Here is a 22,507-nt window from a genome sequence, read left to right as displayed (position 1 = left end):
TCGAATGCATGACGCATCTCGACACGGGTGCCCGGACCGACTCCGCACGGCCGGCGACGGTCACCTCCCGTGAGACCGGCCTGACCGGTGCACAGGTCATCGAGCGGGTGGAACGCGGCCAGGTCAACGACGTGCCGGTGCGCAGCAGCCGGTCCACCGTCGACATCGTCCGTGCGAACGTCTTCACCCGCTTCAACGCGATCATCGGCGTGCTGTGGGTGATCATGCTGGTGGTGGCGCCGATCCAGGACAGCCTGTTCGGGTTCGTGATCCTCGCCAACACCGGCATCGGGATCGTCCAGGAGTGGCGGGCGAAGAAGACGCTGGACTCGCTCGCGCTGATCGGCGAGGTGCGGCCGACCGTACGCCGGGACGGGACCGCCGCGCAGGTCAGCACCTCCGAGATCGTGCTGGACGACCTGCTCGAGATCGGGCCCGGCGACAAGATCGTCGTCGACGGCGTCTGTGTCGAGGCCGACGGGCTGGAGATCGACGAGTCGCTGCTCACCGGCGAGGCCGACCCGGTCGTCAAGCACCCGGGCGACCCGGTCATGTCGGGCAGCTTCGTGGTCGCGGGCGGCGGGGCCTTCCAGGCGACGAAAGTCGGCCGGGAGGCCTACGCCGCCCAGCTCGCCGAGGAGGCCTCGCGCTTCACCCTCGTCCAGTCCGAGCTGCGCTCGGGCATCTCCACGATCCTCAAGTACGTCACGTGGATGATGGTCCCGACCGCGATCGGCCTGGTCATCAGCCAGCTGGTCGTCAAGGAGAACGCCTTCGACGACTCGGTCGCCCGCACGGTCGGCGGCATCGTACCGATGGTCCCCGAGGGCCTGGTCCTGCTCACCTCGGTCGCCTTCGCCATCGGCGTGATCCGCCTCGGCCGCAAGCAGTGCCTGGTGCAGGAGCTGCCCGCGATCGAGGGGCTGGCCCGGGTCGACACCGTCTGCCTCGACAAGACCGGCACCCTCACCGAGGGCGGCATGGACGTCACCGAGCTACGGCCGATCCAGGGCGCCGACGAGACGTACGTACGCAAGGTGCTCGGCGCACTCGGCGCGTCGGACCCGCGGCCGAACGCCTCCCTGAAGGCGATCATCGACACCTACCCGGCGGTCGAGGACTGGCGCTGCACCGAGGCCCTGCCGTTCTCCTCGGCCCGCAAGTACAGCGGCGCCGCGCTCAGCGAGGGCGACGGGCGGTCGAGCCGATGGCTGCTGGGCGCGCCCGACGTGCTGCTGGCGGAGGACGATCCGGCCCTCGCCGAGACCGGGCGGCTGAACGAGCAGGGCCTCAGGGTGTTGCTGCTCGCCCGGGTCGCGCGGGACCTGGGCGATCCCGACGTGACGACGGGGGCGCGGCCCACCGCCCTGGTCGTGCTGGAGCAGCGGCTGCGGCCGGATGCCTCCGACACCCTGCGCTACTTCGCCGACCAGGACGTCCGGGCCAAGGTCATCTCCGGTGACAACGCGGTGTCGGTGGGAGCGGTCGCCGCCAAGCTCGGGCTGTCCGGCACCACCGTCGACGCGCGCCGGCTGCCCGCCGAGCAGGACGGGATGGCCGACGCCCTCGACGACGGCACGGTGTTCGGGCGGGTCACCCCGCAACAGAAGCGGAACATGGTGGGGGCGCTCCAGTCCCGCGGGCACACGGTCGCGATGACCGGTGACGGGGTGAACGACGTGCTCGCCCTGAAGGACGCCGACATCGGCGTGGCGATGGGCTCCGGCTCGGAGGCGACCCGGGCGGTCGCGCAGATCGTGCTGCTGAACAACAGCTTCGCGACGCTGCCGTCGGTGGTGGCCGAGGGGCGCCGGGTCATCGGCAACATCACCCGCGTGGCGACCCTGTTCCTGGTCAAGACGGTCTACTCGGTGCTGCTCGCCGTCCTGGTGGTGTGCTCGCAGGTGGAGTACCCGTTCCTGCCGCGCCACCTGACTCTGCTCTCCACGCTGACCATCGGCATCCCGGCGTTCTTCCTGGCGCTCGCGCCCAACAAGGAACGCGCGAAGCCGAACTTCGTACGGCGGGTCATGCGGTACGCGATCCCGGGCGGGGTCGTGGCGGCGGTGGCGACCTTCGCGATGTATCTGATCGCCCGGGATCACTACACGGGTGCGGGGGCGCTGGACGCGGAGACGAGTGCGGCGACGCTGACGCTCTTCCTGATCTCCATGTGGGTGCTGGCGATCATCGCCCGGCCCTACACCTGGTGGCGTGTCGCCCTCGTCGCGTCCATGGCCGGGGCGTTCCTGCTGGTGCTGATCGTGCCGTGGTTGCAGCACTTCTTCGCGCTGAAGCTGGTCGGGATGACGATGCCGTGGACCGCCGTCGGCATCGCGGCGGTGGCGGCGGCCACCCTGGAACTCCTGTGGAGGTGGGTGGACCGCCGCTTTCCCGCTTAGCGCTCGGCTCGGGCCGTGAGGCTCTCCGCCGAGTTCCGTCCGCGCCCCGTACGGGGCTGATCGCGCGGTTGCCCGCGCCCCTTGCGGGGCGCTGCTACTTCACGTCGTTGCGCGAACGGTGTTATCGCACGTCGACGAAGTCACCCGTGGCGTTGACCGCCGGGGTGGTCGTGGTGCCCGCGAAGGAGTAGCGGAAGTAGCCGTCCGTGGCGGCCTTGACGGTGGTCTTCAGTCCGCCCGTGGAGTTGGACTTGATGGTCTTCACGGTGGTGTAGGTGTTGGAGTTCTTCTTGCGGAACTGCAGCTTCACCGACTGGTTGGTGTAGCCGTGGTACTTGTTGTCGTCCCAGTTGGCGCGGGACAGCTTGCCGGTGACCGTGATGGTCTTGCCCTTCTTCACCGGCTCCGGCGAGGCGTTGACCGTCAGCTTGGAGTACCGCTGGAGCTTGAAGGAGTTCGTCGGGTCCTTCACCGCGACACCGACGTTGTCCAGGTTCGGGTTCTCCGGGTCCTCACCGTTGAACGCGACCGCGAACGCCGCCGCCTTCCAGGAGCCGGCGTCCTCGTTCAGCAGCGCGTACGGGTCGATCGCGACGGTGGCCTTGCAGTGGGCGACGGTCGCGGAGGAGTCCGTGCAGGTCGCGTCGTTGCTGTCGAAGAAGAAGACCGTCTCCTCGAACGAGGGACCGCGGTACAGCTCGACGGCCGCGAAGAAGTCCGGGGCGTGGATGTCCACTTCCTGGCCGTGGGTCAGCGTGAAGGACACCGGGACCTTGACCACGTTGGTGGTGCCGACCTTGACGTTCTTGCCGTTGTTGACCTTGACCGAGGAGAAGGTCGCGTTCAGGGCGATCGGCCCGCCGTCCACGTCGGCGGCGAAGGCCGACCGGCCGGAGTCGGCGTGGACGACCTCGCTGGCGGCGGCGATGTTCGCGGGAACCTTCGGCTCCGCGGCCTGCGCGGCCGGCACGGCGAGGGCGGAGAGGGCCAGGGCGCCGGTGACGGCGGCCACGGTGGCTCGGATACGCATGCGTTCTCCAATTGGAGAGGGGCCCCGGTGCTCGTCGTCGGCTCTCGGGGCCCAAGTGATCGTGGAGTCTGTTGACTCGCATGATCAGATAGTTCAGCAGTGCGCTTGGTTGTACGGCAGGTGAAAAATATGTGCGCCAGTTTTCACCAACAGCCCCAAGTCTCCACTGAATCGGTCGATTCCGCTCAGTCGAACCACCGGTCCCGCGCCAGCTCCTCCGTGCGGGACGGGTCCTCCAGCAGCGCCCCCACCTCGAACCGCCGCGGCCACTGCCCCGCCGCCCAGGCGAGCCCGGCGGCGACACCCTCCAGCGTGGCCGCGTGCAGCACGCCGTCGTCGGTGAGCCGCCAGTCGATCTCCACACCGTCGACGACGAGTTCCTCGTGCTCGACGTAGGTGGAGGGGGTCCGCCGGCCCAGCAGCACCCGCACCGGCTCCGGTACGTCGTGCTCGGTGCCCTCGGAGGTGACCTCACCGGTGACGGACTCGCTCAGCCGCCGCACCTGGAACAGTTCGGCCAGCCCGGCGGCGCGTGACGGCCGTACGGGGAGCAGCGGGACGCCCTCGGTGAACGGCAGCAGGTCGGGTGAGTCGCACACCACGGCGTCGGCCGCGTCCACGACCTCCACCCGGCCGTCGGTGACGGCCCGCAGGTCGTCCGGCAGGGTCACCTGCTCGGGGTCCAGATCGGCCAGCGCCCCGTACAGGGCGTGCAGCTGAGCGCCCGTCACCTCCCGTTCGGGGTCGGCGAGCCGGTCGAGCAGCTCGGCGGCACCGCCGGGCTCGTCCAGCAGCGCGGCGACGGAGGTGCGCACCCCCAGGGCCCGCAGCACCTGCTCGTCCTCGAACCCGGTCGCATCGGCCTCGTCGTACAGCCCGCGCAGCAGCGGGTCGCCGCCGGCGGCCCGCAGTCCGGCCGGGCGGCGGCCGTCGAGCACCGGGTTGCCGCGCAACCACCAGGCGGTGTACGGCCGGACGGCCTCGTGGGTCCCGTCCGGCAGCAGGATCCGCACGGGCTGCACGATCGCGTCCCTGAACGGCGGCCGGGACAGCAGCGCGAGCGCCTGCGCCCACTTGTCCTCGTCGACCAGGTCCAGGTCCCGTACGGCGAGGATCTCGATGGCGACCGGCGGCACCGGGCTGTCCGGGAAGCGGTCGAGGACGTCCTCGCACCACACGTCGACGGCGTCCAGCAGGCCCGCGTCGTCCGGCTCGGCGAAGTCGCCCTCGCGCGGCTCCAGTTCGTCGGGGTCGAGGACGACGTCGGTGGCGCGGACGACCGCGAAGTCCACCAGGACACCGCAGGCGGCCAGCGGCTGCTCGCCCCACTTGGCGGCCAGTTCGGCGTCCACGCAGGCGAGTTCGCCCTCGCGCATGACCTGGGCGAAGGGACCGCCGGGGTAGACCAGTTCGCAGGCCGGGGCCGGTTCGCCGTCCTCGTCGGGCAGGGCTAGCGCGCCGAGCCAGGGCTCCTCACCGGGCTGGAGGCCGGCGTCCCGCACCAGCGCGAGCACGGTGTCGGCCAGTTCGTCGGCGTCGAGGACGTCCTCTTCCCAGTTCACGCCCCCCTCGTCGTCCAGGGACGCGGCGACGGCGGTCCGGACCTGCGGGGTGGTGAGGACGGCCCGGGGGGTCGCGGGCAGGGCGCCGAGCTTCTCCAGGATCGGATGGGCGGCATCCGGGTGGGCGACCTTCAGGCCGAGCCGGGCCAGCACCTCGGGGTCGATCCGGGCGGCTTCCGCGCCGGGCAGGAGCACCTGCCGGGGCCCGATGGTCGTCCTGCCGTCCGCCAGCGGGACCGGAAGCCCCGACAGCCGCTCCGGGTCGGTCCCGGCCAGGCTGTCGTAGAGCCGCCGCCACCAGCCGGGTTCCTTCTCCAGTCCGGCCAGCCGATCGATCGCGTCGGTCAGCGGGACCCGGGCGACGCCCAGGGTCCGCAGCTCGGCGCGCCGCTCCAGCCCGGCGGGCAGCAGGGTGGGCAGCACCTCGGCGAGCACCCGCACGGTGTCCGCGCCCGCGCCCTCGACGACCTCGGCGTCCCGGGGCCGCAGGGAATCCGGCAGGTCGTCGTCCTCGCGGGGCGGGAGGGCGGGCGGGAGGAACGCGGTCCGCGGCAGCCGCTCCAGGATGGCCCGGCGCAGGGCACCGTCCAGTTCGCCCTTGCCGAGCGGCCCGGGCACGAGGTCGATGATCCCGGAGGTCACCGGCCGCCAGTGGCCGAGGAGTTCGGCGTAGGCGTCGGCCGCGCGCTGGACCAGGAAGTCGGTCAGCGGGCCGGGGGCGGCGTGCCGGCGGGTGGAGTCCAGCGGGAACGAGGCGATGAGCAGGGCCGGGACGCCGAGCGGCTCGTCGCTCGGGGTGGGGGCGTGCACGACCGCGTTGGTGCGGGGCCGGGCCGGGCTGCCGTCGCTGTCCACGGGCACGGCCCAGGTGACGGACCAGTGGGGCCGAAGCCGCTCCTCGACGGGCCGGTCGGCGAGCAGGTCGGGGGTGAGGGGGCCGTGGGCTGCGGCGCTGCGCCAGTGGGTGACGCCGTGGGCGGAGTCGTCGACGACGGTGAAGGGCCCGTCGGTCCGGCGGGTGAGGGTCCGCGGGTTCTCCCCGTTGATCTCGACGACCAGCTCGTGCAGCCCGGGCAGGGTGAGCAGCAGGGCGTCGTCGACGGCCTTCAGGAGCCGCTCGGCGAGGTCGGCGGCGGCCGCGTCCCGCAGGGGCAGGATGACGGCCGTGTCGTACGGGTCGGGGGCGGTGCCCTCGGCGGCGTAGGGCAGCCGCAGCAGGGGGACGTGCCCGTCCCGCCGCCGGACCTCGTCCCCGAGGCCGGGGCTGTGCCGGGCGGTCTCGGCGGCCAGGGCCCTGGCCTCGGCCAGCGACCACCGCACGCCGCCGTGCCGGCCGACGACGGCGGGCTCGTCGGTGACGGAGAGGACGGCGGCGAAGCCGACGCCGAACCGCCCCACGGAGGACGTGTCCCCCGAGTTCCTCTTGGCCGACGCCCGCAGCGTGGACAGCGACTCGACCCCGGCCGCGTCCAGCGGTGCTCCGGTGTTGGCCGCGACGAGCACCCCGTCCCGCAGGGTGAGCCGCAGCCGTCCCGGCACCGCGGCCCGGGCCGCCGCGTCGGCCGCGTTCTGGGCGAGTTCCACGACGAGCCGGTCCCGGTAGCCGCCGAGAACCAGGTCCTCCTCGGCATTGGCGTCCTCGCGGAACCGGGCGGGGCTGGTGGCCCAGGCGTCGAGGACACCGCGCCGCAGACGGGCGGTACCGAACGGATCGGCCCCCTCGGCGGCGGGCCGCACGAACTTGCTGCTCACGTTCCGTTCCTTCTCCTCGTGGACGTGAGGACGAAGGTACCGCCTGGGGAGCACCCGCCGTGCGCCCGTCCGGCGCGGACGGCCGGGGGCGGAGCGGCCCCGGAGCCGGGCGGGCCGCGGGCGGCTACGAGTGACCCAGCTCCTCCGTGTCGGCGTCCGCGGTCGGTGTCACCGAGCCCGAGTCCGAGGACGGGCGCAGCGGGAAGGGGTCGACCCGGGTCTCGTCGATGACCGGGGCTGCGGGCTGGGGCGGCCGGGGCATGACCGCGGCCTCGGAGTGACCGCCGCAGCCGTAGGCGAGGGAGACCAGGCGGCCGTCGGCCGGGGAGAACTCGTTGGCGCAGGCACCGAAGGCCTGGCCGAGGGAGCCGCCGATGGGGACGAGGAAGCCGCAGCTGAGGCAGGCCGCGGGGGCCGCCTGGGCCATGGGGGTCTTGGGGCCGAACGCCTCTTCCCAGCGGTCGGCCGCGGTGTGCAGGCCGTAGCGGGACAGGACACGGGCCCGGCGCATGCCCAGTTCCTCGGCGACCGCCGGGATCGAACCGCGCCGGGGCGGGATCGTGTAGCCGGCCGGGGAGTCCGCGGTGAGGTCCGCGTCCTCCGCTTCCACCAGGTCGGCCAGCTCGTGCGAGACGGGGGACTTCGGCGCCGGCTCGTCCTCGCCCGTGTAGCCCGGCTCCAGACGCAGGTCCTCGGCATCGGTGGGCAGCAGATCGCCCGGCCCCATGTCACCGGGGCGCAGCCGCTCGCTCCACGGCACCCACTCGGGCGCGAGCACCGCGTCGGGGCCGGGCAGCAGCGCCGCCTCGTCCACCGTGACGATCTTCGCCCGGGAGGCCCGGGCGACCGTCACGGCCCAGCGCCAGCCCCGGTACCCGAGCTCGCGGCATTCGAAGAAGTGGGTGACGACGCGGTCCCCCTCGGAGATCAGCCCCACGTGTTCCCCGACGATTCCCGGCGCCGCCGCCTCCTCGGCTGCGGCGCGTGCGAGGTCGACGGCCTCGGCGCACAGACGGTCGGGGGTGCGGCTTCGCGTTGTCGCTGCGCTCACAGGTATCGCTTCTCTCCATACGCCGTCTCACGAGTGCGCCACTCCCGGCGCGGGGGGCGGACGGAGCGGACCAGGGGACCGCGTCGACGTCCTTCATCCATTTTGCGGGATGGCTGAGATACGCACGCTACCCTTCCGCCCCACTTCGCGTACACCGACGGTCCTGTTGTGACCCCACCCGATCACGAACCGACGCCCCGGACGGTCACCCCACAGGCCCTATACAAGCGGTAATGGCACTACCCACGGCCGTATCGGGGCACTATGACGTCGTGGCAGCCGCGAAGACACCCCCGGGCGCCACCGGGACCGGTGGGTCGAAAGGGGTCAAGGGAAGCAGCCGACCGAGCGGGCCGGGCCGTCTGGGCGGCTCCGTGCGCGCGGTCGGCCGCGCTCTGCGTTTGCCGGTGACGGGTCCCGCCCGCGGTATCCGCAAGGCCACCCACGCGCACGGGGCGGGCGAGTCCGGCCTCGGCAAGCTGATCGAACTGCACGGGGTGAACGGCGCCGGCGACGTCATGATCACCGTCGCCCTGGCCTCCACGGTCTTCTTCTCGGTGCCCACCGACGAGGCGCGCGGCCGGGTCGCCCTGTACCTCGCCATCACCATGGCGCCCTTCACCCTCCTCGCGCCCGTCGTCGGCCCCCTCCTCGACCGCCTTCCGCACGGCCGCCGCGCCGCGATGGCCGGCGCGATGCTGGCCCGGGCGCTGCTCGCGCTCGTCCTGTCCGGCGCGGTCGTCGGCGGCGGCCTGGAGCTGTACCCGGCCGCGCTCGGCGTCCTCGTGTCGTCGAAGGCGTACGGCGTGGTCAGAAGCGCCGTCGTGCCCCGGCTGCTGCCCCCCGGCTTCTCCCTGGTGAAGGCCAACTCGCGCGTCACCCTCGGCGGCCTCCTGGCCACCGGCATCGCCGCGCCCATCGGCATCGGACTCCAGCAGATCGGGCCGCGCTGGCCCCTCTACGGCGCCTTCGTGATCTTCGTGGCGGGAATGATCCTGTCGTTCACACTGCCGCCGAAGGTCGACTCGGCCAAGGGCGAGGACCGGGCCCTGCTGGCGGCGGACGAGCAGCACCTGCACGGGCCGCACCGGAAGCCGGTCAAGCGCCCCGGGCTGCGCACGGTGGGCCCGGCCGTCACCCATGCCCTGGCCGCCAACGCCGCCATCCGCTGCCTGACCGGGTTCCTGATCTTCTTCCTGGCGTTCCTGCTGCGCGAGCACCCGATCTCCGGCCAGAGCGCCGCGGTGTCCCTGGGGATAGTGGGCGTGTCGGCGGGCGCGGGCAACGCGCTCGGTACGGCCGTGGGGGCCTGGCTGCGCTCGCGGGCGCCGGAGATCATCATCGTGACGGTGGTGGCGTGCGTGGCGGGCGCGGCGATCACGGCCGCGGTGTTCTTCAGCGCGGTCGTGATGGCCGGCCTGGCCGCGATCGCCGGGTTCGCGCAGGCCCTGGCCAAGCTCTCCCTCGACGCGCTGATCCAGCGGGACGTGCCCGAACTCGTCCGTACGTCCGCCTTCGCACGCTCCGAGACGCTGCTGCAGATGTCGTGGGTGCTGGGCGGGGCGGTCGGCATCGCGATGCCGCTCAACGGCACGGCCGGGCTGGCGGTGGGCGCCGCGATCGTCGGCGCCGGGTGGCTGACGACCGTACGGGGACTGATCGACTCGGCCCGGCGCGGGGGCACGGGGCGGGCCCGCGTCGCGTAGGGCCTTCCGATGGTTCTCCCAGGGAGCCGTACCCCGCGTGGGCGGTGCGACCCGTCGGCCCGATAGCCTTCGCCCATGAACACGTTGCAATCCGCTGTGCGACGCCGCCGCGCCGTCGCCGCCGCCGGCGTCGTATCCGCCGGACTGCTCGTCCTGTCGGCCTGTGAGAAGCCGACCTCGATGGCCACGGTCACCGTGGGCAGCGACTCGGTGACCACCGAGGCCACCTGTGGCGGCGAGGGCGACACCCTGAAGTCGTCCGATCTCGCCCAGTGCCTGAAGGACAAGGGCATCAAGAGCATCTCCGTCGACCCCGACGAGACCGTGCGCTTCGGTGTCGACCCCGAGATCGCCGACAACGGCTGGACGATCCTGATGAACGGTCAGCCGCTGACCGATTCCAGCACGAAGACCTACCGCACGATTCCGGGCAGCGTGTTCTTCAACGCCCAGTACGGCGCGCAGGGCAACTCGACGCTGGTGTCCATCAAGGAGGGCGACAAGGCCCCGTCGGGCCTGTGGAACTTCAAGCTGAAGAAGGACGCCTGATCGCTCCCGCCGGCCTCGGCCGGGTTCTCGTGGCCACCGCTGTCTCCCTGGAGAGGGACGCGGTGGCTCAAGCCTTCGGGGTGCCGTCGCCGAAGCCGCACCCCCCTCGCCCCGGCGGAACGACTGCCCACCACACGACCGATGTGATCGCTGTGGGTGTCGGGCCCGCGCTCGCCGCCGCCTCCACCGCTTCCGCCCTGACCGCCGCCGCCCTCAAGGGCACGCCCTACGGCCTCGTCGTGTCCGCCGGGATCGGGGGCGGCTTCCTGCCCGAGGCGGCCATGGGATCGCTCGTGGTCGCCGACGAGATCGTCGCCGCGGATCTGGGGGCCGAGACCGAGGACGGGTTCGTGCCGGTCACCGAGCTCGGGTTCGGCACCGTCCGGCACCGGCCGCCCGCGGATCTCGTACGGCGGGTCTCCGAGGCCGCCGGCGCCCGGGCCGGGGCCGTGCTCACCGTGTCGACCGTGACCGGCACGGCCGCCAGGGCCGCCGCGCTGCGGGAACGGCACCCCACCGCCCTGGCCGAGGCCATGGAGGGCTTCGGCGTCGCCGAGGCGGCCGCCGCACACGGGGTGCCCGTGCTGGAAATCCGGGCGATCTCCAATCCCGTGGGGCCGCGGGACCGCGCCGCCTGGCGCATCCCGGACGCCCTGGCGGCCTTGACCGAGGGATTCGGGAAGCTCACGCCCGTACTGGAGGGTTGGAACCGGCATGACCGTTGAGCCGTTGCAGATCGCGTACTCGCCCTGCCCGAACGACACGTTCGTCTTCGACGCCCTCGCCCACGACCGCGTCCCCGGCGCCCCCGCCCTCGACGTGACCTTCGCCGACATCGACCTCACCAACGGCATGGCCGAGCGTGGCGAGTTCGACGTGCTGAAGGTGTCGTACGCCGTGCTGCCCTACGTCCTCGACGACTACGCCCTGCTGCCCTGCGGGGGCGCGCTGGGGCGGGGCTGCGGGCCGCTGGTGCTGACCCGGGAGGCGGAGGCCGACCTCACCGGGCGGACCGTCGCGGTGCCCGGTGAGAGGTCCACCGCGTATCTGCTGTTCCGGCTGTGGGCCGCGGACACGCTGGCCGACGGGGTCGGCGAGATCGTCGTCATGCCGTTCCACGAGATCATGCCGGCCGTGCGGGACGGGAAGGTCGACGCGGGGCTCGTGATCCACGAGGCGCGCTTCACCTACCGTGACTACGGGCTGCACCAGCTGGCCGACATGGGCGAGCACTGGGAGCACACCACCGGGCTGCCGATCCCGCTGGGCGCGATCATCGCCAAGCGGTCGCTGGGCGAGCGGAGGCTGCGGCTGCTGGCCGACTCCATCCGCAGGTCGGTGCGCGCCGCCTGGGACGATCCCGAGGTGTCCCGACCCTACGTCATGGAGCACGCCCAGGAGATGGACCCGGCCGTGGCCGACCGGCACATCGGGCTGTACGTCAACGAGTTCACGGCCGACCTCGGCGAGGACGGCTACGCGGCCGTACGCGGACTGCTGACCCGCGCGGCTGCCGAGGGACTCGTACCGCCCCTCGGCCCGGACGCGCTGCGTTTTCCCTGAGCTCAGACGTCCAGCTGGTCGGCGACCGCGCGCAGCAGACCGGCGATCTTCTTGCCGGCCGTCTTCTCGGGGTAGCGGCCACGCTCCAGCATCGGCGTGATGTTCTCCAGCAGGGTCGTCAGGTCCTGGACGATGGAGGCCAGCTCGTCCGGCTTCTTACGGGTCGCGGCGGCGACGGACGGGGTCGGGTCCAGGATCGTCAGGGACAGCGCCTGGTCGCCGCGCTGCCCGGCGACGACACCGAACTCCACGCGCTGACCCGGCTTGAGCGTCTCGACTCCGGCGGGGAGGACCGAGGAATGGACGAAGACGTCACCGCCGTCGTCGCGGGAGAGAAAGCCGAAGCCCTTCTCGCCGTTGAACCACTTGACCTTGCCGGTGGGCATGTCTGTCCTCGTCCTCGTACTCGTCGGAAAACTGCTTCTGGAAACGGCTCTTGATAGCACTCGGGCGGGTCGTACGGACCCGCCGGTACCCAGGCTAATGGTCTTGCAGCCGGTGACAAGACGTCACCCGGTTGTTCCCTTCGCGCTGGGAACTACCCTGGTCGGGTGCGTGACAAAACCCAAACGAATTCCGCCGCTCCCGGCGACCGCCTGGTCCGTGCCGGAGCCGTCGTCTTCTTCCTCGGTGCCCTGGCCACTCTGGTCACCCTCGCCCCGCTGTTTCTCGGGACGGAGCCCTTTCCGACGTACATGTTCGGATTGAGCATGCTCATGGCGGTCGGATTCCTGATGGCCGGTGCGGGAGTGCTGCGTTCCGTGGCGGCGGGCCGGCGTCAGGCGCGCGCGGGACGGTAGTCCGAAAGCCACCCCGGGAATTCGGTCAGATCGGTGAGAACGACGTCCGCGCCCGCCGCGCGCAGTTCCGCCGGAGGGCAGGGACCGGTGGCCACCGCGACCGAGAGGGCCCCGGCCGCCCGGGCGCCGCGCACGTCCCCGACGTGGTCGCCGACGTAGACGCCCGCGTCGTGCTCACGCAGGGCCTCCGCCTTCTGCTCGGCCCACAGGTCGCCGATGACGGCGTCGGGCTCGATGCCGAGGTGGGCGAGGTGCAGTTCGGCGTTGGGCTCGTACTTGGCGGTGACGACGATCGCGCGTCCCCCGGCCTCCCGTACGGCCGCTATGGCCTCCCGGGCGCCGGTCAGCGCCGGGGTCGCGGTGATGGCGATCGTCGGGTACATCTCCCGGTACAGGTCCGCCACGGCCGCGACCTCCTCGGCCGGGAACCAGTTGATCAGCTCCTCCGCCAGCGGCGGCCCGAGCCGCGTGACCGCGAGGTCGGCGTCGACGTACGTCCCCGTCCGCTCGGACAGCGCCCGGTAGCAGGCGCGGATGCCGGGGCGGGAGTCGATCAGGGTCATGTCGAGGTCGAAGCCGACGGTCAGCGCGGGCGGGGTCATCGAGGCCATGGGGGCCATTGTGCCCAGGCGGTTCGAACGGCAGACGTCCCCCCGCGACCGGCGGGCCCCTTCTGATGGATCTCCGTGGGAGAAGGAGCGGCGTTCGGTGCGGCGAGCGTGCGTGCCGGGCGTCGCGACGCCGCGGAGATCCATCAGAAGGGGCCTAGCGCGAGCGCTGGGAGCGCCACACCAGGAACAGCGCCGACGCCACCGCCGCTCCCCGCACCACCCACGGCCAGGTCTCCGCCACCGCGGCGTTCATCTGGCCCTCGGCGATCGGGGTGCCCCAGCGGCCGTTCATCCGGCCCCACAGCCACATCAGGCCCCCCGCCACGGAGAGGCCCGGCAGGATCACGACCGCCCACTTCGTCTCGGCCTGGCTCAGGCGGCGGGAGGCGTAGGCGATGAGCCAGCCGAGCAGGAGGACGAACCAGTTGCCGAGCACGGCACCGGCCACGAGGAGTGCGGCGGCGATCAGCAGGAGCGGGTTGCTCCAGTTTCCGGCGGGAAGGCGCGGGAGACGGCGACGCCCCCGCTCCTCGGTCACCTCGGCCACCTCGACGACCGGGGCCGCTTCCCCGGCGGCCGTGTCCTGCTCCGCCTTGCGCGGCGCCGGCGGCTTCAGCAGGTCCGGCAGCTCCACACCGCCCACGAACCCCGGCACCTCGTCCCCGACGCCGAACGGGCCGCTGTCCACCCGCCACCAGTCCGGCTGGACGGCACTGTCCCCGAGCTCGTGCCCGGCGGCCAGGTGCGGCGGGGCCGGGCCGTCGAAGGGCGCGGGGTGCGGCTCCTCGGCCTGCCGCGCCGGGCGGGGGCGCGGTACGACGCGCCGCAGGACGCCCTTCGTCCGCTCCTCCGGCTCGGCGTCGCGCTGCACGGGGACGGAGGCGGGGGCGGCACTGCGCGGCTCACCCGCCGTGCCGCCCGCTGCCGCGGTCACGACGTCGTCGGGGCTGCCCAGCCGGGACAGGATGCGGCGGACGGCGGCGGGCGAGTCGACGGTGGCCTTCGCACGGCGCTTGTCGATCTCGTTGCGCAGGTCCGCGACCAGGCGCATACGGGTGGCCGACGACAACTGCCGCTGCTGGGCCACGTCGCCGACGCGGCTCAGATACTCGTAAACGACCTGGTCGCTCTCAATCCCCACGAAGTCCCCTCCGGGGCGGGTGCGTTGCGTGACGCCGTCGCACGACGGTACCGCGAGTGCCCGCGAGGCCGCCAAAAGCCCGTACCGCGTTCGGGGACGGGGCCGCGCACGCTCGGCCCGGCCCGGGGAGGCGACCCGCTACCGTGGACCGGATGAGCACCGAGGACAGGCCCCCGGCCCCCCGCTCCCTCGCGGAAGAGCTCCGCGCGCGGGGCGACGCTTCGCTGGGCGCGCTCCTGCGCAGCCGCCCGGATCTCATCACGCCCGTCCCCACCGACCTCACCCAGCTCGCGACCCGCGCCGGCACCCGTGCCTCGGTGGTGCGGGCCCTGGAGCGGCTGGACCGGTTCGCCCTGCAGACGGCGGAGGCGCTGGCCGTGGCGGCGGACCCGGCGACCTACGGCGAACTGCTCGCACTCATGGCCGGGGACGACGCCGCCCCCGCCGTCGTCGCGGCCCTGCCGCACGCCCTGGACGGCCTGCGCGAACAGGCCCTGGTGTGGGGCGGCGACGACCGGCTGCGGCTGGTCCGCACGGCGCGTGAGCTGCTGGCCCCCTCGCCGCAGCACCCCTCGCCGACCGGGCTCGGCCCGACGGTCCAGGAGGCCACCGCCGGAATGTCCCCGGGACGGATCCAGGAGATCGTCACGGCCGCCGGTCTGCCCTCGACGCACGACGCGGTCTCCGCGGTGACCGCCCTGGCCGGGCTGTTCACGGACCGGGCCCGGATGGCCGCGCTGCTCGCCGGGGCCCCGGCCGACTCCCTGGAGGTACTGGAACGCCTGGTGTGGGGGCCGCCGTACGGGCAGGTCACCGCCGATCCGGCGCCCCGGCTGCGCTGGCTGCTGGACCGGGGGCTGCTGCTGCCGACGGCGCCCGGGACGGTCGTCCTGCCGCGCGAGGTCGCCCTGCACCTGCGGCGGGGCCTGGCGCACCGGACGCCCGAGCCGGTGCCGCCGGTGGTCGAGGTGGCGGCCACGCATCGTCCACAGGTTGTGGACAGCACCGCGGCCGGGCAGGCGTACACCGCGCTCGCGACCGTCGAGGAGCTGCTGAAGGACTGGGACGAGGGCGGACCGGCGGTGCTGCGGGCCGGTGGGCTCAGCGTGCGGGACCTGAAGCGGACCGCCGTCGCCCTCGACGTATCGGAGCCCGTCGCCGCGTTCTGGGTGGAACTGGCGTACGCGGCCGGTCTGATCGCCTCGGACGGCGAGGCCGACGAGCGGTACGCGGCGACCCCGGCGTACGACGAGTGGCGGGAGCTGCCCGCCGCCGAGCGCTGGTCCCGGCTGGTCACGGCGTGGCTCGCGGCGACCCGCACGGCCGGTCTGGTGGGCGGGCGGGACGCGAAGGACCGTACGTTGTCGGCGCTCGGGCCGGGCCTGGACCGTTCGGCGGCGCCCGAGGTGCGGCACCGGGTGCTGACGCTGCTGGCCGGGCTGCCCGAGGGCGCCGCTCCGGCAGCCGGGTCGGTGCTGGCCCGGCTGCGCTGGGAGCGGCCCCTGCGCGGCGACCGGCGCGAGGACGACCCGCGCGGCCGGCTCGCCGAATGGGCCCTGTCCGAGGCGGAGCTGCTGGGCGTCACGGGACGGGGCGCGCTGTCGGCCCAGGGCCGGACCCTGCTGGGCGCGCCCGCGGCTCCCGCGAAGAGCCCGGAGGCGGAGCCCGTCGGGCCGGGCGACAAACTGCCCGTCCACCACCATCACCGCCCCACCCCGCTCACTCCCCTCTCCCCCGCCGAACAGGCCGTCGCCTCCGCCGCGGCGGCCCGGCTGCTCGCGCCGCTGCTGCCCGAGCCGCTGGACCACGTGCTGCTCCAGGCCGACCTGACGGCGGTGGCGCCCGGGCCGCTGCGGCGGCCCCTCGCGGACATGCTGGGCGTACTGGCGGACGTCGAGTCCAAGGGCGGGGCCACCGTGTACCGGTTCACGCCCGGCTCGGTGCGGAGGGCACTGGACGCCGGGCAGGCCGCATCCGACCTGCACGCCTTTCTCGCCGCGCACTCCCGCACACCCGTGCCGCAGCCGCTCGCCTACCTGATCGACGACGTGGCCCGGCGGCACGGCCATCTGCGCGTCGGCGCGGCCTCGGCGTACGTGCGCTGCGACGACGACGCGGTGCTCAACGAGATCCTCGCCGACAAACGGGCCGCCGGACTCGGGCTGCGCCGGCTCGCGCCGACCGTGCTGGCCGCGCAGGCCGACCCGTCCGGACTGTTGGAAGGCCTGCGGGCGATGGGCTTCGCGCCGGCCGCCGAGTCCGCCGAGGGCGATGTGCTGATCACCCGCGCCCTGGCCCACCGCACCCCGCCCCGCACCGCGCCCGAGCCGGTGCCGGACGGCCCGCCGACGCCCGACGACACCCTCCTCGCGGCCGCGCTGCGCGCCATCCGGGCCGGTGACCTCGCCTCCACCACCCCGCGCAAGCCCGGCACCGCCCCGGCGCTCGACGGGGAGCCGCCCCGCACCGGTGCCGCCGAGACCCTCGCCACCATGCAGGCCGCCGTGCTCACCGGAGAGGCCCTGTGGATCGGCTACGTCAACGCCGAGGGGGCCGCCAGCCAGCGGGTCATCGCCCCGGTCCGCGTCGAGGGCGGCTTCGTCACGGCCTACGACCACACCGCGGACGAGGTCCGTACGTACCCGCTGCACCGGATCACCGGGGTCGCGGAACTCGCCGACGACGGGGACTGACGGCCCCTCACCGGCCGTGTCACCCGTTCGGGTACAGGCGGGCGTTCATGCACGCCACGCCGGGGATGTCCCACGCTCGGGCGACCTTCCCGGGCGTGCCGCGTCACGCCGTGCGGGCCGGGGCAGCCACCGGGTGTCCTGTGAGCCTCACGAAAGGAAGTCCCCCGCATGCGCGCTGTCCGTCGAGTCGCCGCCGTCCTCGCCACCGCCGCCCTCATGACGTTCGGTGGGCTCGCCACCCCGGCCTCCGCGGTGAGCATCGACGTCGCCGGCCTCGTCCTGGAGACACCGCACATCTGATCCGTTCCCGCCCCCGCGTCGGGCCGGCTCCGGGGTCCCCGGGCCGGCCCGGGGGGGTGTTCCTCGTCCGCCAGCCCGTGAAAGGCCTCGTCGTACCCATGCGTGAGAAGCTGCCCGCCGTCGCCCTCTGTGCCGTCGCGCTGATGGGGGTGTCCTGGCCCTGTGCCGCCGCGCCGCCGCTGCCCCTGCCGGTCGCCGGTGCGGCGCCGCTGGTCACCGAGGGGGTCACCATCGAGGGCCCGCTGGTCCAGAACGTCAGTCTGCCCATGCTGAAGTAGCGCGGCGCGTCCGGTAGCTGTCGCCCTCCAGCGAGCCCGAAGTGCAGCGGGGCCTGGAGCCAGCGGGTGGCGAACAGGGCGTATCCGAGCGTGGTGGTCGTCGGGTTCTGCACCCGCGCCATTCTTCGGGGCCGGACCGGAAAAACTGAATTCACACCACACGTTGGGATGAATAGGCATTCAGTACGACCGGACGCGCAGATCACACCACCCGGCGCGGTCGATCAGGCACACTGGACGTTTGGCCGAGGCGTCGCGCTGTCGAGCCGTCCGAGCCCTCCGGCCACAGAAAGGGTGCCGCGCGTGAATGGTCCGCTGATCGTCCAGTCCGACAAGACCCTGCTCCTGGAAGTCGACCACGAGCAGGCCGACGACTGCCGCCGGGTCATCGCCCCGTTCGCGGAACTGGAGCGGGCGCCGGAGCACATCCACACCTACCGTGTGACCCCGCTGGGCCTGTGGAACGCCCGCGCGGCGGGCCATGACGCCGAGCAGGTCGTGGACGCGCTCGTGCAGTACAGCCGCTACCCGGTGCCGCACGCGCTGCTCGTCGACATCGCCGAGACGATGGACCGCTACGGCCGTCTCACCCTCTCCAAGCACCCGGCGCACGGCCTGGTCCTGACCACCACCGACCGCCCGGTGCTGGAGGAGATCCTGCGGTCGAAGCGGGTCATGCCCCTGGTCGGCGCCCGGATCGACCCGGACACGGTCGTGGTGCACCCCTCCGAGCGCGGCCAGATCAAGCAGACGCTGCTCAAGCTGGGCTGGCCGGCCGAGGACCTCGCCGGGTACGTCGACGGCGAGGCGCACGAGATCGAGCTGGCCGAGGACGGCTGGGCGCTCCGGCCGTACCAGAAGCAGGCCGTGGAGAACTTCTGGCACGGCGGGTCGGGCGTCGTCGTGCTGCCCTGCGGCGCCGGGAAGACCCTGGTCGGGGCCGGTTCGATGGCCCAGGCGAAGTCGACCACCCTCATCCTCGTCACGAACACCGTCTCCGCCCGGCAGTGGAAGCACGAGCTGGTGAAGCGGACGTCGCTCACCGAGGACGAGATCGGTGAGTACAGCGGGACGCGGAAGGAGATCCGGCCCGTCACGATCGCGACCTACCAGGTGCTGACGACCCGGCGGAAGGGCGTCTACCCGCACCTGGAGCTGTTCGACTCGCGGGACTGGGGGCTGATCGTCTACGACGAGGTGCACCTGCTGCCCGCGCCGGTCTTCAAGTTCACCGCCGACCTCCAGGCACGGCGGCGGCTCGGTCTGACCGCCACCCTGGTCCGGGAGGACGGCCGCGAGTCGGACGTGTTCTCGCTGATCGGCCCCAAGCGGTTCGACGCGCCGTGGAAGGAGATCGAGGCGCAGGGCTACATCGCGCCCGCCGACTGCGTGGAGGTCCGGGTCAATCTGACCGACTCCGAGCGGCTCGCGTACGCCACGGCGGAGACGGAGGAGAAGTACCGCTTCTGTGCGACGACCGCGACCAAGCGGAAGGTCACGGAGGCCATCGTCCGCCGCTTCGCCGGGCAGCAGATCCTCGTCATCGGCCAGTACATCGACCAGCTCGACGAGCTCGGCGAGCACCTCGGGGCGCCCGTGATCAAGGGCGAGACGTCGAACGCGCAGCGGGAGAAGCTCTTCGAAGCCTTCCGCCAGGGCGAGATCAGCGTGCTCGTCGTGTCCAAGGTCGCGAACTTCTCGATCGACCTGCCGGAGGCGACGGTCGCGATCCAGGTCTCGGGCACCTTCGGCTCCCGGCAGGAGGAGGCCCAGCGCCTCGGCCGGGTCCTGCGCCCCAAGTCGGACGGGCACCAGGCGCACTTCTACTCGGTGGTCGCCCGGGACACCGTCGACCAGGACTTCGCGGCCCACCGCCAGCGCTTCCTGGCGGAACAGGGGTACGCGTACCGGATCATGGACGCGGACGAGCTGCTCGCGGAGAGCTGACGGCGCCCGGCCGGTCCGCTCACTTGCGGCGGACCACGCCGACTTCCTCTCCGTACTGACCGAGGATGACCACGTCGAAGGCGGCGCCCGCGAAGACCTTGACGGCGCGCAGGGCATCGCCGAGACGGTGGCGGTGGCTGCCCGCCACGGCGGTGGCGCCGTGCGGGCGGCCCGGTGCCGGGGCGGGGTGGATGGTTGCTGCGCTCATGTCTCCATGGTGCGATTCGGCCTGTAAAGTCCGCGTCGGTCTCGGGACCGAACCTTGCGGCGGCCCGCATACGCCCCTGGGCCGACCCGCACCCCTCAGGGAGGAGGGGCCATCCCCTAGGGGGTGGGGGATGAGGGGAAGGGCTCCGAGAAAACCGTTGGCGGCGGCCGGCCCCGCTCCTCTAGGATCTCCGCTCTTGCCCGCCTCCCTCATGGAGCGCCGCCGACCGGACGGAAACCGGCCGGCTCGTCACCGACCACTCTCGGCAGGTCCCTCCGGAGGCACCCCCTTGTCCACGCCCGTCCACGACCCTCTCGCGCGTGAGCGCTCCCACCTCTCCGCGTCCCGTTCCGCCCTGCGTGCCATGCGCGAGGACGTCGAGGCCCTCGACATCAGCGACGTCACCGCGAACTGGGTCAACGCCGAGGTACTGGCTCACCAGATCGAGGAGCGCATCAAGGCCCTGGCCGATCTCAGCGACACCCCGCTGTTCTTCGGCCGGCTCGACTACCTGCACGCCCCCGGCGCGGGGGAGGCGGAGGGCGCGGAAGGGGAGCGCTTCTACATCGGGCGGCGGCATGTGCACGACCAGGACGGCGACCCGATGGTCATCGACTGGCGCGCCCCGGTCTCGCAGGCGTTCTACCGGGCCTCCAAGAAGGACCCGATGGACATCGCGCTGCGCCGCCGCTTCGGCTACACCGGCGGCGACCTCACCGCCTACGAGGACGAGCACCTGTCGGACCCGGAGGAGACCGCGCGGACGAGCCGGTTCCTCCAGCAGGAGATCGAACGGCCGCGCGTCGGGCCGATGCGGGACATCGTCGCGACGATCCAGCCGGAGCAGGACGAGATCGTCCGCTCCGGCCTCTCGGGCACGGTGTGCGTCCAAGGGGGTCCGGGCACCGGGAAGACCGCCGTCGGTCTGCACCGGGTGGCCTACCTCCTCTACGCCCACCGGGAGCGCCTCGCCCGCACCGGCACCCTGGTCATCGGGCCGAACCGGTCCTTCCTGCACTACATCGAGCAAGTGCTGCCCGCGCTGGGCGAGCTGACGGTGCAGCAGGCCACCGTCGACGACCTCGTGTCCCACGTCGAGATCAAGGGCACGGACGACGCGGCGGCCGCGGTCGTCAAGGGCGACGCCCGGCTGGCGCGGGTGCTGCGCCGGGCCCTCTACGCGCACGTCACGATGCCCACCGAGCCGGTCATGGTGGTGCGCGGCTCGCGCCGCCGGCGGGTCCCGGCGTACGAACTGCAGGGCATCGTCCGCGAGTTGCTCGACCGCGACATCCGCTACGGTGCCGCCCGCGAGGCCCTGCCGCAGCGCGTCGCGCACGCCGTGCTGGTGCAGATGGAGCGCTCGGGTGAGGCGCCGGACGACCGGGTGCAGGACGCGGTCGCCCGCGACAGCGCGGTCAAGGCGGCGGTCAAGGCGGTCTGGCCGGCGGTCGACCCGGCGAAACTGGTGCTGCGGCTGCTGTCGGACGCGGAGTTCCTCGCCGAGCACGCCGAGGGAATTCTCGACGAGGACGAGCAGAAGGCGATCCTCTGGGCGAAGCCGGCGCGCAGCGTGAAGTCGGCCCGGTGGTCGGCGGCGGACGCCGTCCTGATCGACGAGGCCACCGACCTGATCCGGCGCACGCACTCCCTCGGTCATGTCGTGCTCGACGAGGCGCAGGACCTGTCCCCCATGCAGTACCGGGCGGTGGGCCGCCGCTGCACGACCGGCAGCGCGACCGTCCTCGGCGACCTGGCGCAGGGGACCACACCGTGGGCGACCCGCGGCTGGCAAGAGGCGCTGGCCCACCTGGGCAAGCCGGACGCGCTGGTGGAGGAGCTGACGGCCGGATTCCGCGTCCCGACGGACGTCATCGCCTACGCCTCCCGGCTGCTCCCGCACATCGCCCCGGGCCTCACCCCGGTGGTGTCGATCCGTGAGAACCCGGGCCACTTCGAGGTCCGGCCGGTCTCCGCCGCGTCGGAGGTGGTCGACGCCTGCCGCGCGTGGCTGCGCCACGAGGGCTCGACGGGCCTGATCGCGGCGGACGTCCGCGTCCCGGAGCTCGCCGAGGCGCTGGAGCAGGCCGGGATCCCGTACCTCGGCCCCGGTGAGGAGACCACCCGGGAGACCCGCCTGACCCTGGTTCCCGCGTCACTCGCGAAGGGTCTGGAGTACGACTACGTCGTCCTGGACGAGCCGGGGGCGGTGGTCGACGGCGAACCGGACGAACGGACGGGCTTGCGCCGCCTGTACGTGGCGCTGACGAGGGCGGTGTCAGGCCTGACGGTCACCCACACGGCCCCGCTGCCGCCACAACTGCTCGCCTGAGCCGCGGGCGCCCGTGCCGCCGGGGGAGGCACGGGTGCCCGCGGGGCCCCTGCTCCGGCGAAGCGGAGGGCTTGCGGAGGGCATCCGGCGCCCGGGCCGCGAACCCGACCCCGAGCCCTCCTCAGACGGCGCCCACCACACCCCGCACCACCGGGCCGCGAACCGACCCGCCACCGGCCCCGACCCCGAGTGCCCGAGAGTCGCGCCGAAACGTGCCCCCGCCGCCGCTGCGGAACGGGCCCGTCAGCGGCGTCCACCACCCCCCGCACCTCCGGGCCCGTCAGACGGCGCCCGCCACACCCCGCACCACCGGGCCGCGAACCCACCCGCCACCAACCCCGACCCCGAGTCCCCCTCAGACCGCGCCCACCACACCCCGCACCACCGGGCCGCGAACCCACCCGCCACCAACCCCGACCCCGAGTCCCCCTCAGACCGCGCCCACCACACCCCGCACCACCGGGCCGCGAACCCACCCGCCACCAACCCCGACCCCGAGTCCCCCTCAGACCGCGCCCACCACACCCCGCACCACCGGGCCGCGAACCCACCCGCCACCAACCCCGACCCCGAGTCCCCCTC

18 protein-coding genes are annotated in these 22,507 nt (G+C 73.2%); 11 read left to right on the top strand and 7 right to left on the bottom strand.

Annotation, left to right across the window (positions count from 1 at the left end):
* Nucleotides 1-8: 8 nt before the first annotated feature.
* Nucleotides 9-2,402 (top strand): HAD-IC family P-type ATPase, encoded by a 2,394-nt coding sequence (locus QNO09_RS21595; protein WP_283971871.1) that lies wholly within the window; start codon nucleotides 9-11, stop codon nucleotides 2,400-2,402.
* Between the two features lie 121 nt (nucleotides 2,403-2,523).
* On the opposite strand, the gene QNO09_RS21590 is transcribed toward QNO09_RS21595, so the two are convergent.
* From QNO09_RS21590 to QNO09_RS21580, 3 genes are all read right to left on the bottom strand, one after another.
* Nucleotides 2,524-3,432: a hypothetical protein gene (locus QNO09_RS21590; protein WP_283971870.1), complete on the bottom strand. Its 909-nt coding sequence runs from the start codon at nucleotides 3,430-3,432 to the stop codon at nucleotides 2,524-2,526.
* Nucleotides 3,433-3,617: 185 nt separating this feature from the next.
* Entirely contained in the window at nucleotides 3,618-6,746 is a 3,129-nt protein-coding gene (locus QNO09_RS21585; RefSeq protein ID WP_283971869.1) for a sacsin N-terminal ATP-binding-like domain-containing protein, read from the bottom strand.
* A gap of 124 nt (nucleotides 6,747-6,870) precedes the next feature.
* Nucleotides 6,871-7,797, bottom strand: a complete 927-nt coding sequence (locus QNO09_RS21580; protein ID WP_283971868.1) for a DUF3027 domain-containing protein — start codon at nucleotides 7,795-7,797, stop codon at nucleotides 6,871-6,873.
* Between the two features lie 272 nt (nucleotides 7,798-8,069).
* Between QNO09_RS21580 and QNO09_RS21575 the strand changes: the two genes are divergently transcribed.
* From QNO09_RS21575 to QNO09_RS21560, 4 genes are all read left to right on the top strand, one after another.
* A complete protein-coding gene (locus QNO09_RS21575; protein WP_283971867.1) occupies nucleotides 8,070-9,503 on the top strand; it encodes an MFS transporter in 1,434 nt (477 codons plus the stop codon).
* A gap of 75 nt (nucleotides 9,504-9,578) precedes the next feature.
* Nucleotides 9,579-10,052 (top strand): DUF2771 domain-containing protein, encoded by a 474-nt coding sequence (locus QNO09_RS21570; RefSeq protein ID WP_283971866.1) that lies wholly within the window; start codon nucleotides 9,579-9,581, stop codon nucleotides 10,050-10,052.
* A complete protein-coding gene (locus QNO09_RS21565; protein WP_283971865.1) occupies nucleotides 10,022-10,777 on the top strand; it encodes a futalosine hydrolase in 756 nt (251 codons plus the stop codon). The genes QNO09_RS21570 and QNO09_RS21565 overlap by 31 nt, the downstream gene beginning before the upstream one ends.
* Entirely contained in the window at nucleotides 10,767-11,615 is an 849-nt protein-coding gene (locus QNO09_RS21560; RefSeq protein ID WP_283971864.1) for a 1,4-dihydroxy-6-naphtoate synthase, read from the top strand. Before QNO09_RS21565 ends, QNO09_RS21560 begins: the two co-directional genes overlap by 11 nt.
* A 2-nt stretch (nucleotides 11,616-11,617) precedes the next feature.
* On the opposite strand, the gene QNO09_RS21555 is transcribed toward QNO09_RS21560, so the two are convergent.
* Nucleotides 11,618-12,001, bottom strand: coding sequence for a cold-shock protein (locus QNO09_RS21555; protein ID WP_282574310.1), 384 nt, complete (start codon nucleotides 11,999-12,001; stop codon nucleotides 11,618-11,620).
* Nucleotides 12,002-12,166: 165 nt separating this feature from the next.
* Between QNO09_RS21555 and QNO09_RS21550 the strand changes: the two genes are divergently transcribed.
* Nucleotides 12,167-12,415 carry a hypothetical protein gene (locus tag QNO09_RS21550; RefSeq protein ID WP_283971863.1) on the top strand — a complete coding sequence of 83 codons (249 nt, stop codon included), beginning with the start codon at nucleotides 12,167-12,169 and terminating at the stop codon, nucleotides 12,413-12,415.
* Here the strand turns inward: QNO09_RS21550 and QNO09_RS21545 are convergent.
* Complete coding sequence (locus tag QNO09_RS21545) at nucleotides 12,394-13,026, bottom strand: HAD family hydrolase (RefSeq protein WP_283971862.1); 633 nt, start codon at nucleotides 13,024-13,026, stop codon at nucleotides 12,394-12,396. The two genes, QNO09_RS21550 and QNO09_RS21545, sit on opposite strands and share 22 nt — an antisense overlap.
* Before the next feature lie 154 nt (nucleotides 13,027-13,180).
* Nucleotides 13,181-14,167 (bottom strand): hypothetical protein, encoded by a 987-nt coding sequence (locus QNO09_RS21540; RefSeq protein ID WP_283971861.1) that lies wholly within the window; start codon nucleotides 14,165-14,167, stop codon nucleotides 13,181-13,183.
* Nucleotides 14,168-14,319: 152 nt separating this feature from the next.
* On the opposite strand from QNO09_RS21540, the gene QNO09_RS21535 reads away from it, so the two are divergent.
* The 4 genes from QNO09_RS21535 (at nucleotide 14,320) to QNO09_RS21520 (ending at nucleotide 19,385) form a co-directional block, all read left to right on the top strand.
* On the top strand, nucleotides 14,320-16,860 hold the full coding sequence (locus tag QNO09_RS21535) for a helicase-associated domain-containing protein (RefSeq protein WP_283971860.1): 2,541 nt from the start codon (nucleotides 14,320-14,322) through the stop codon (nucleotides 16,858-16,860).
* A 168-nt stretch (nucleotides 16,861-17,028) separates the two neighbouring features.
* Nucleotides 17,029-17,160: a hypothetical protein gene (locus QNO09_RS21530; RefSeq protein ID WP_283971859.1), complete on the top strand. Its 132-nt coding sequence runs from the start codon at nucleotides 17,029-17,031 to the stop codon at nucleotides 17,158-17,160.
* 98 nt (nucleotides 17,161-17,258) lie between these two features.
* Complete coding sequence (locus tag QNO09_RS21525; RefSeq protein WP_283971858.1) at nucleotides 17,259-17,438, top strand: hypothetical protein; 180 nt, start codon at nucleotides 17,259-17,261, stop codon at nucleotides 17,436-17,438.
* Between the two features lie 303 nt (nucleotides 17,439-17,741).
* Nucleotides 17,742-19,385, top strand: a complete 1,644-nt coding sequence (locus tag QNO09_RS21520) for a DNA repair helicase XPB (protein WP_283971857.1) — start codon at nucleotides 17,742-17,744, stop codon at nucleotides 19,383-19,385.
* Between the two features lie 19 nt (nucleotides 19,386-19,404).
* Here the strand turns inward: QNO09_RS21520 and QNO09_RS21515 are convergent, their stop codons facing one another.
* A complete protein-coding gene (locus tag QNO09_RS21515) occupies nucleotides 19,405-19,593 on the bottom strand; it encodes a hypothetical protein (protein WP_283971856.1) in 189 nt (62 codons plus the stop codon).
* A 289-nt stretch (nucleotides 19,594-19,882) separates the two neighbouring features.
* Here QNO09_RS21515 and QNO09_RS21510 point away from each other — a divergent pair, with 289 nt between their 5' ends.
* A complete protein-coding gene (locus tag QNO09_RS21510) occupies nucleotides 19,883-21,925 on the top strand; it encodes a HelD family protein (protein WP_283971855.1) in 2,043 nt (680 codons plus the stop codon).
* Nucleotides 21,926-22,507 lie beyond the last annotated feature (582 nt).

Source organism: Streptomyces sp. 378 (genome assembly GCF_030124145.1).
Taxonomy (GTDB): Bacteria; Actinomycetota; Actinomycetes; order Streptomycetales; family Streptomycetaceae; genus Streptomyces.
Note: the sequence above shows the minus strand (reverse complement) of the source record. Positions and strands in the feature narration are given on the sequence as shown.

Coding starts and splice junctions, on each gene's coding strand:
- QNO09_RS21595 (WP_283971871.1), top strand. CDS start 9: ATGACGCATCTCGACACGGGTGCCCGGACCGACTCCGCACGGCCGGCG.
- QNO09_RS21590 (WP_283971870.1), bottom strand. CDS start 3,432: ATGCGTATCCGAGCCACCGTGGCCGCCGTCACCGGCGCCCTGGCCCTC.
- QNO09_RS21570 (WP_283971866.1), top strand. CDS start 9,579: ATGAACACGTTGCAATCCGCTGTGCGACGCCGCCGCGCCGTCGCCGCC.
- QNO09_RS21560 (WP_283971864.1), top strand. CDS start 10,767: ATGACCGTTGAGCCGTTGCAGATCGCGTACTCGCCCTGCCCGAACGAC.
- QNO09_RS21555 (WP_282574310.1), bottom strand. CDS start 12,001: ATGCCCACCGGCAAGGTCAAGTGGTTCAACGGCGAGAAGGGCTTCGGC.
- QNO09_RS21545 (WP_283971862.1), bottom strand. CDS start 13,026: ATGGCCTCGATGACCCCGCCCGCGCTGACCGTCGGCTTCGACCTCGAC.
- QNO09_RS21535 (WP_283971860.1), top strand. CDS start 14,320: ATGAGCACCGAGGACAGGCCCCCGGCCCCCCGCTCCCTCGCGGAAGAG.
- QNO09_RS21530 (WP_283971859.1), top strand. CDS start 17,029: ATGCGCGCTGTCCGTCGAGTCGCCGCCGTCCTCGCCACCGCCGCCCTC.
- QNO09_RS21525 (WP_283971858.1), top strand. CDS start 17,259: ATGCGTGAGAAGCTGCCCGCCGTCGCCCTCTGTGCCGTCGCGCTGATG.
- QNO09_RS21515 (WP_283971856.1), bottom strand. CDS start 19,593: ATGAGCGCAGCAACCATCCACCCCGCCCCGGCACCGGGCCGCCCGCAC.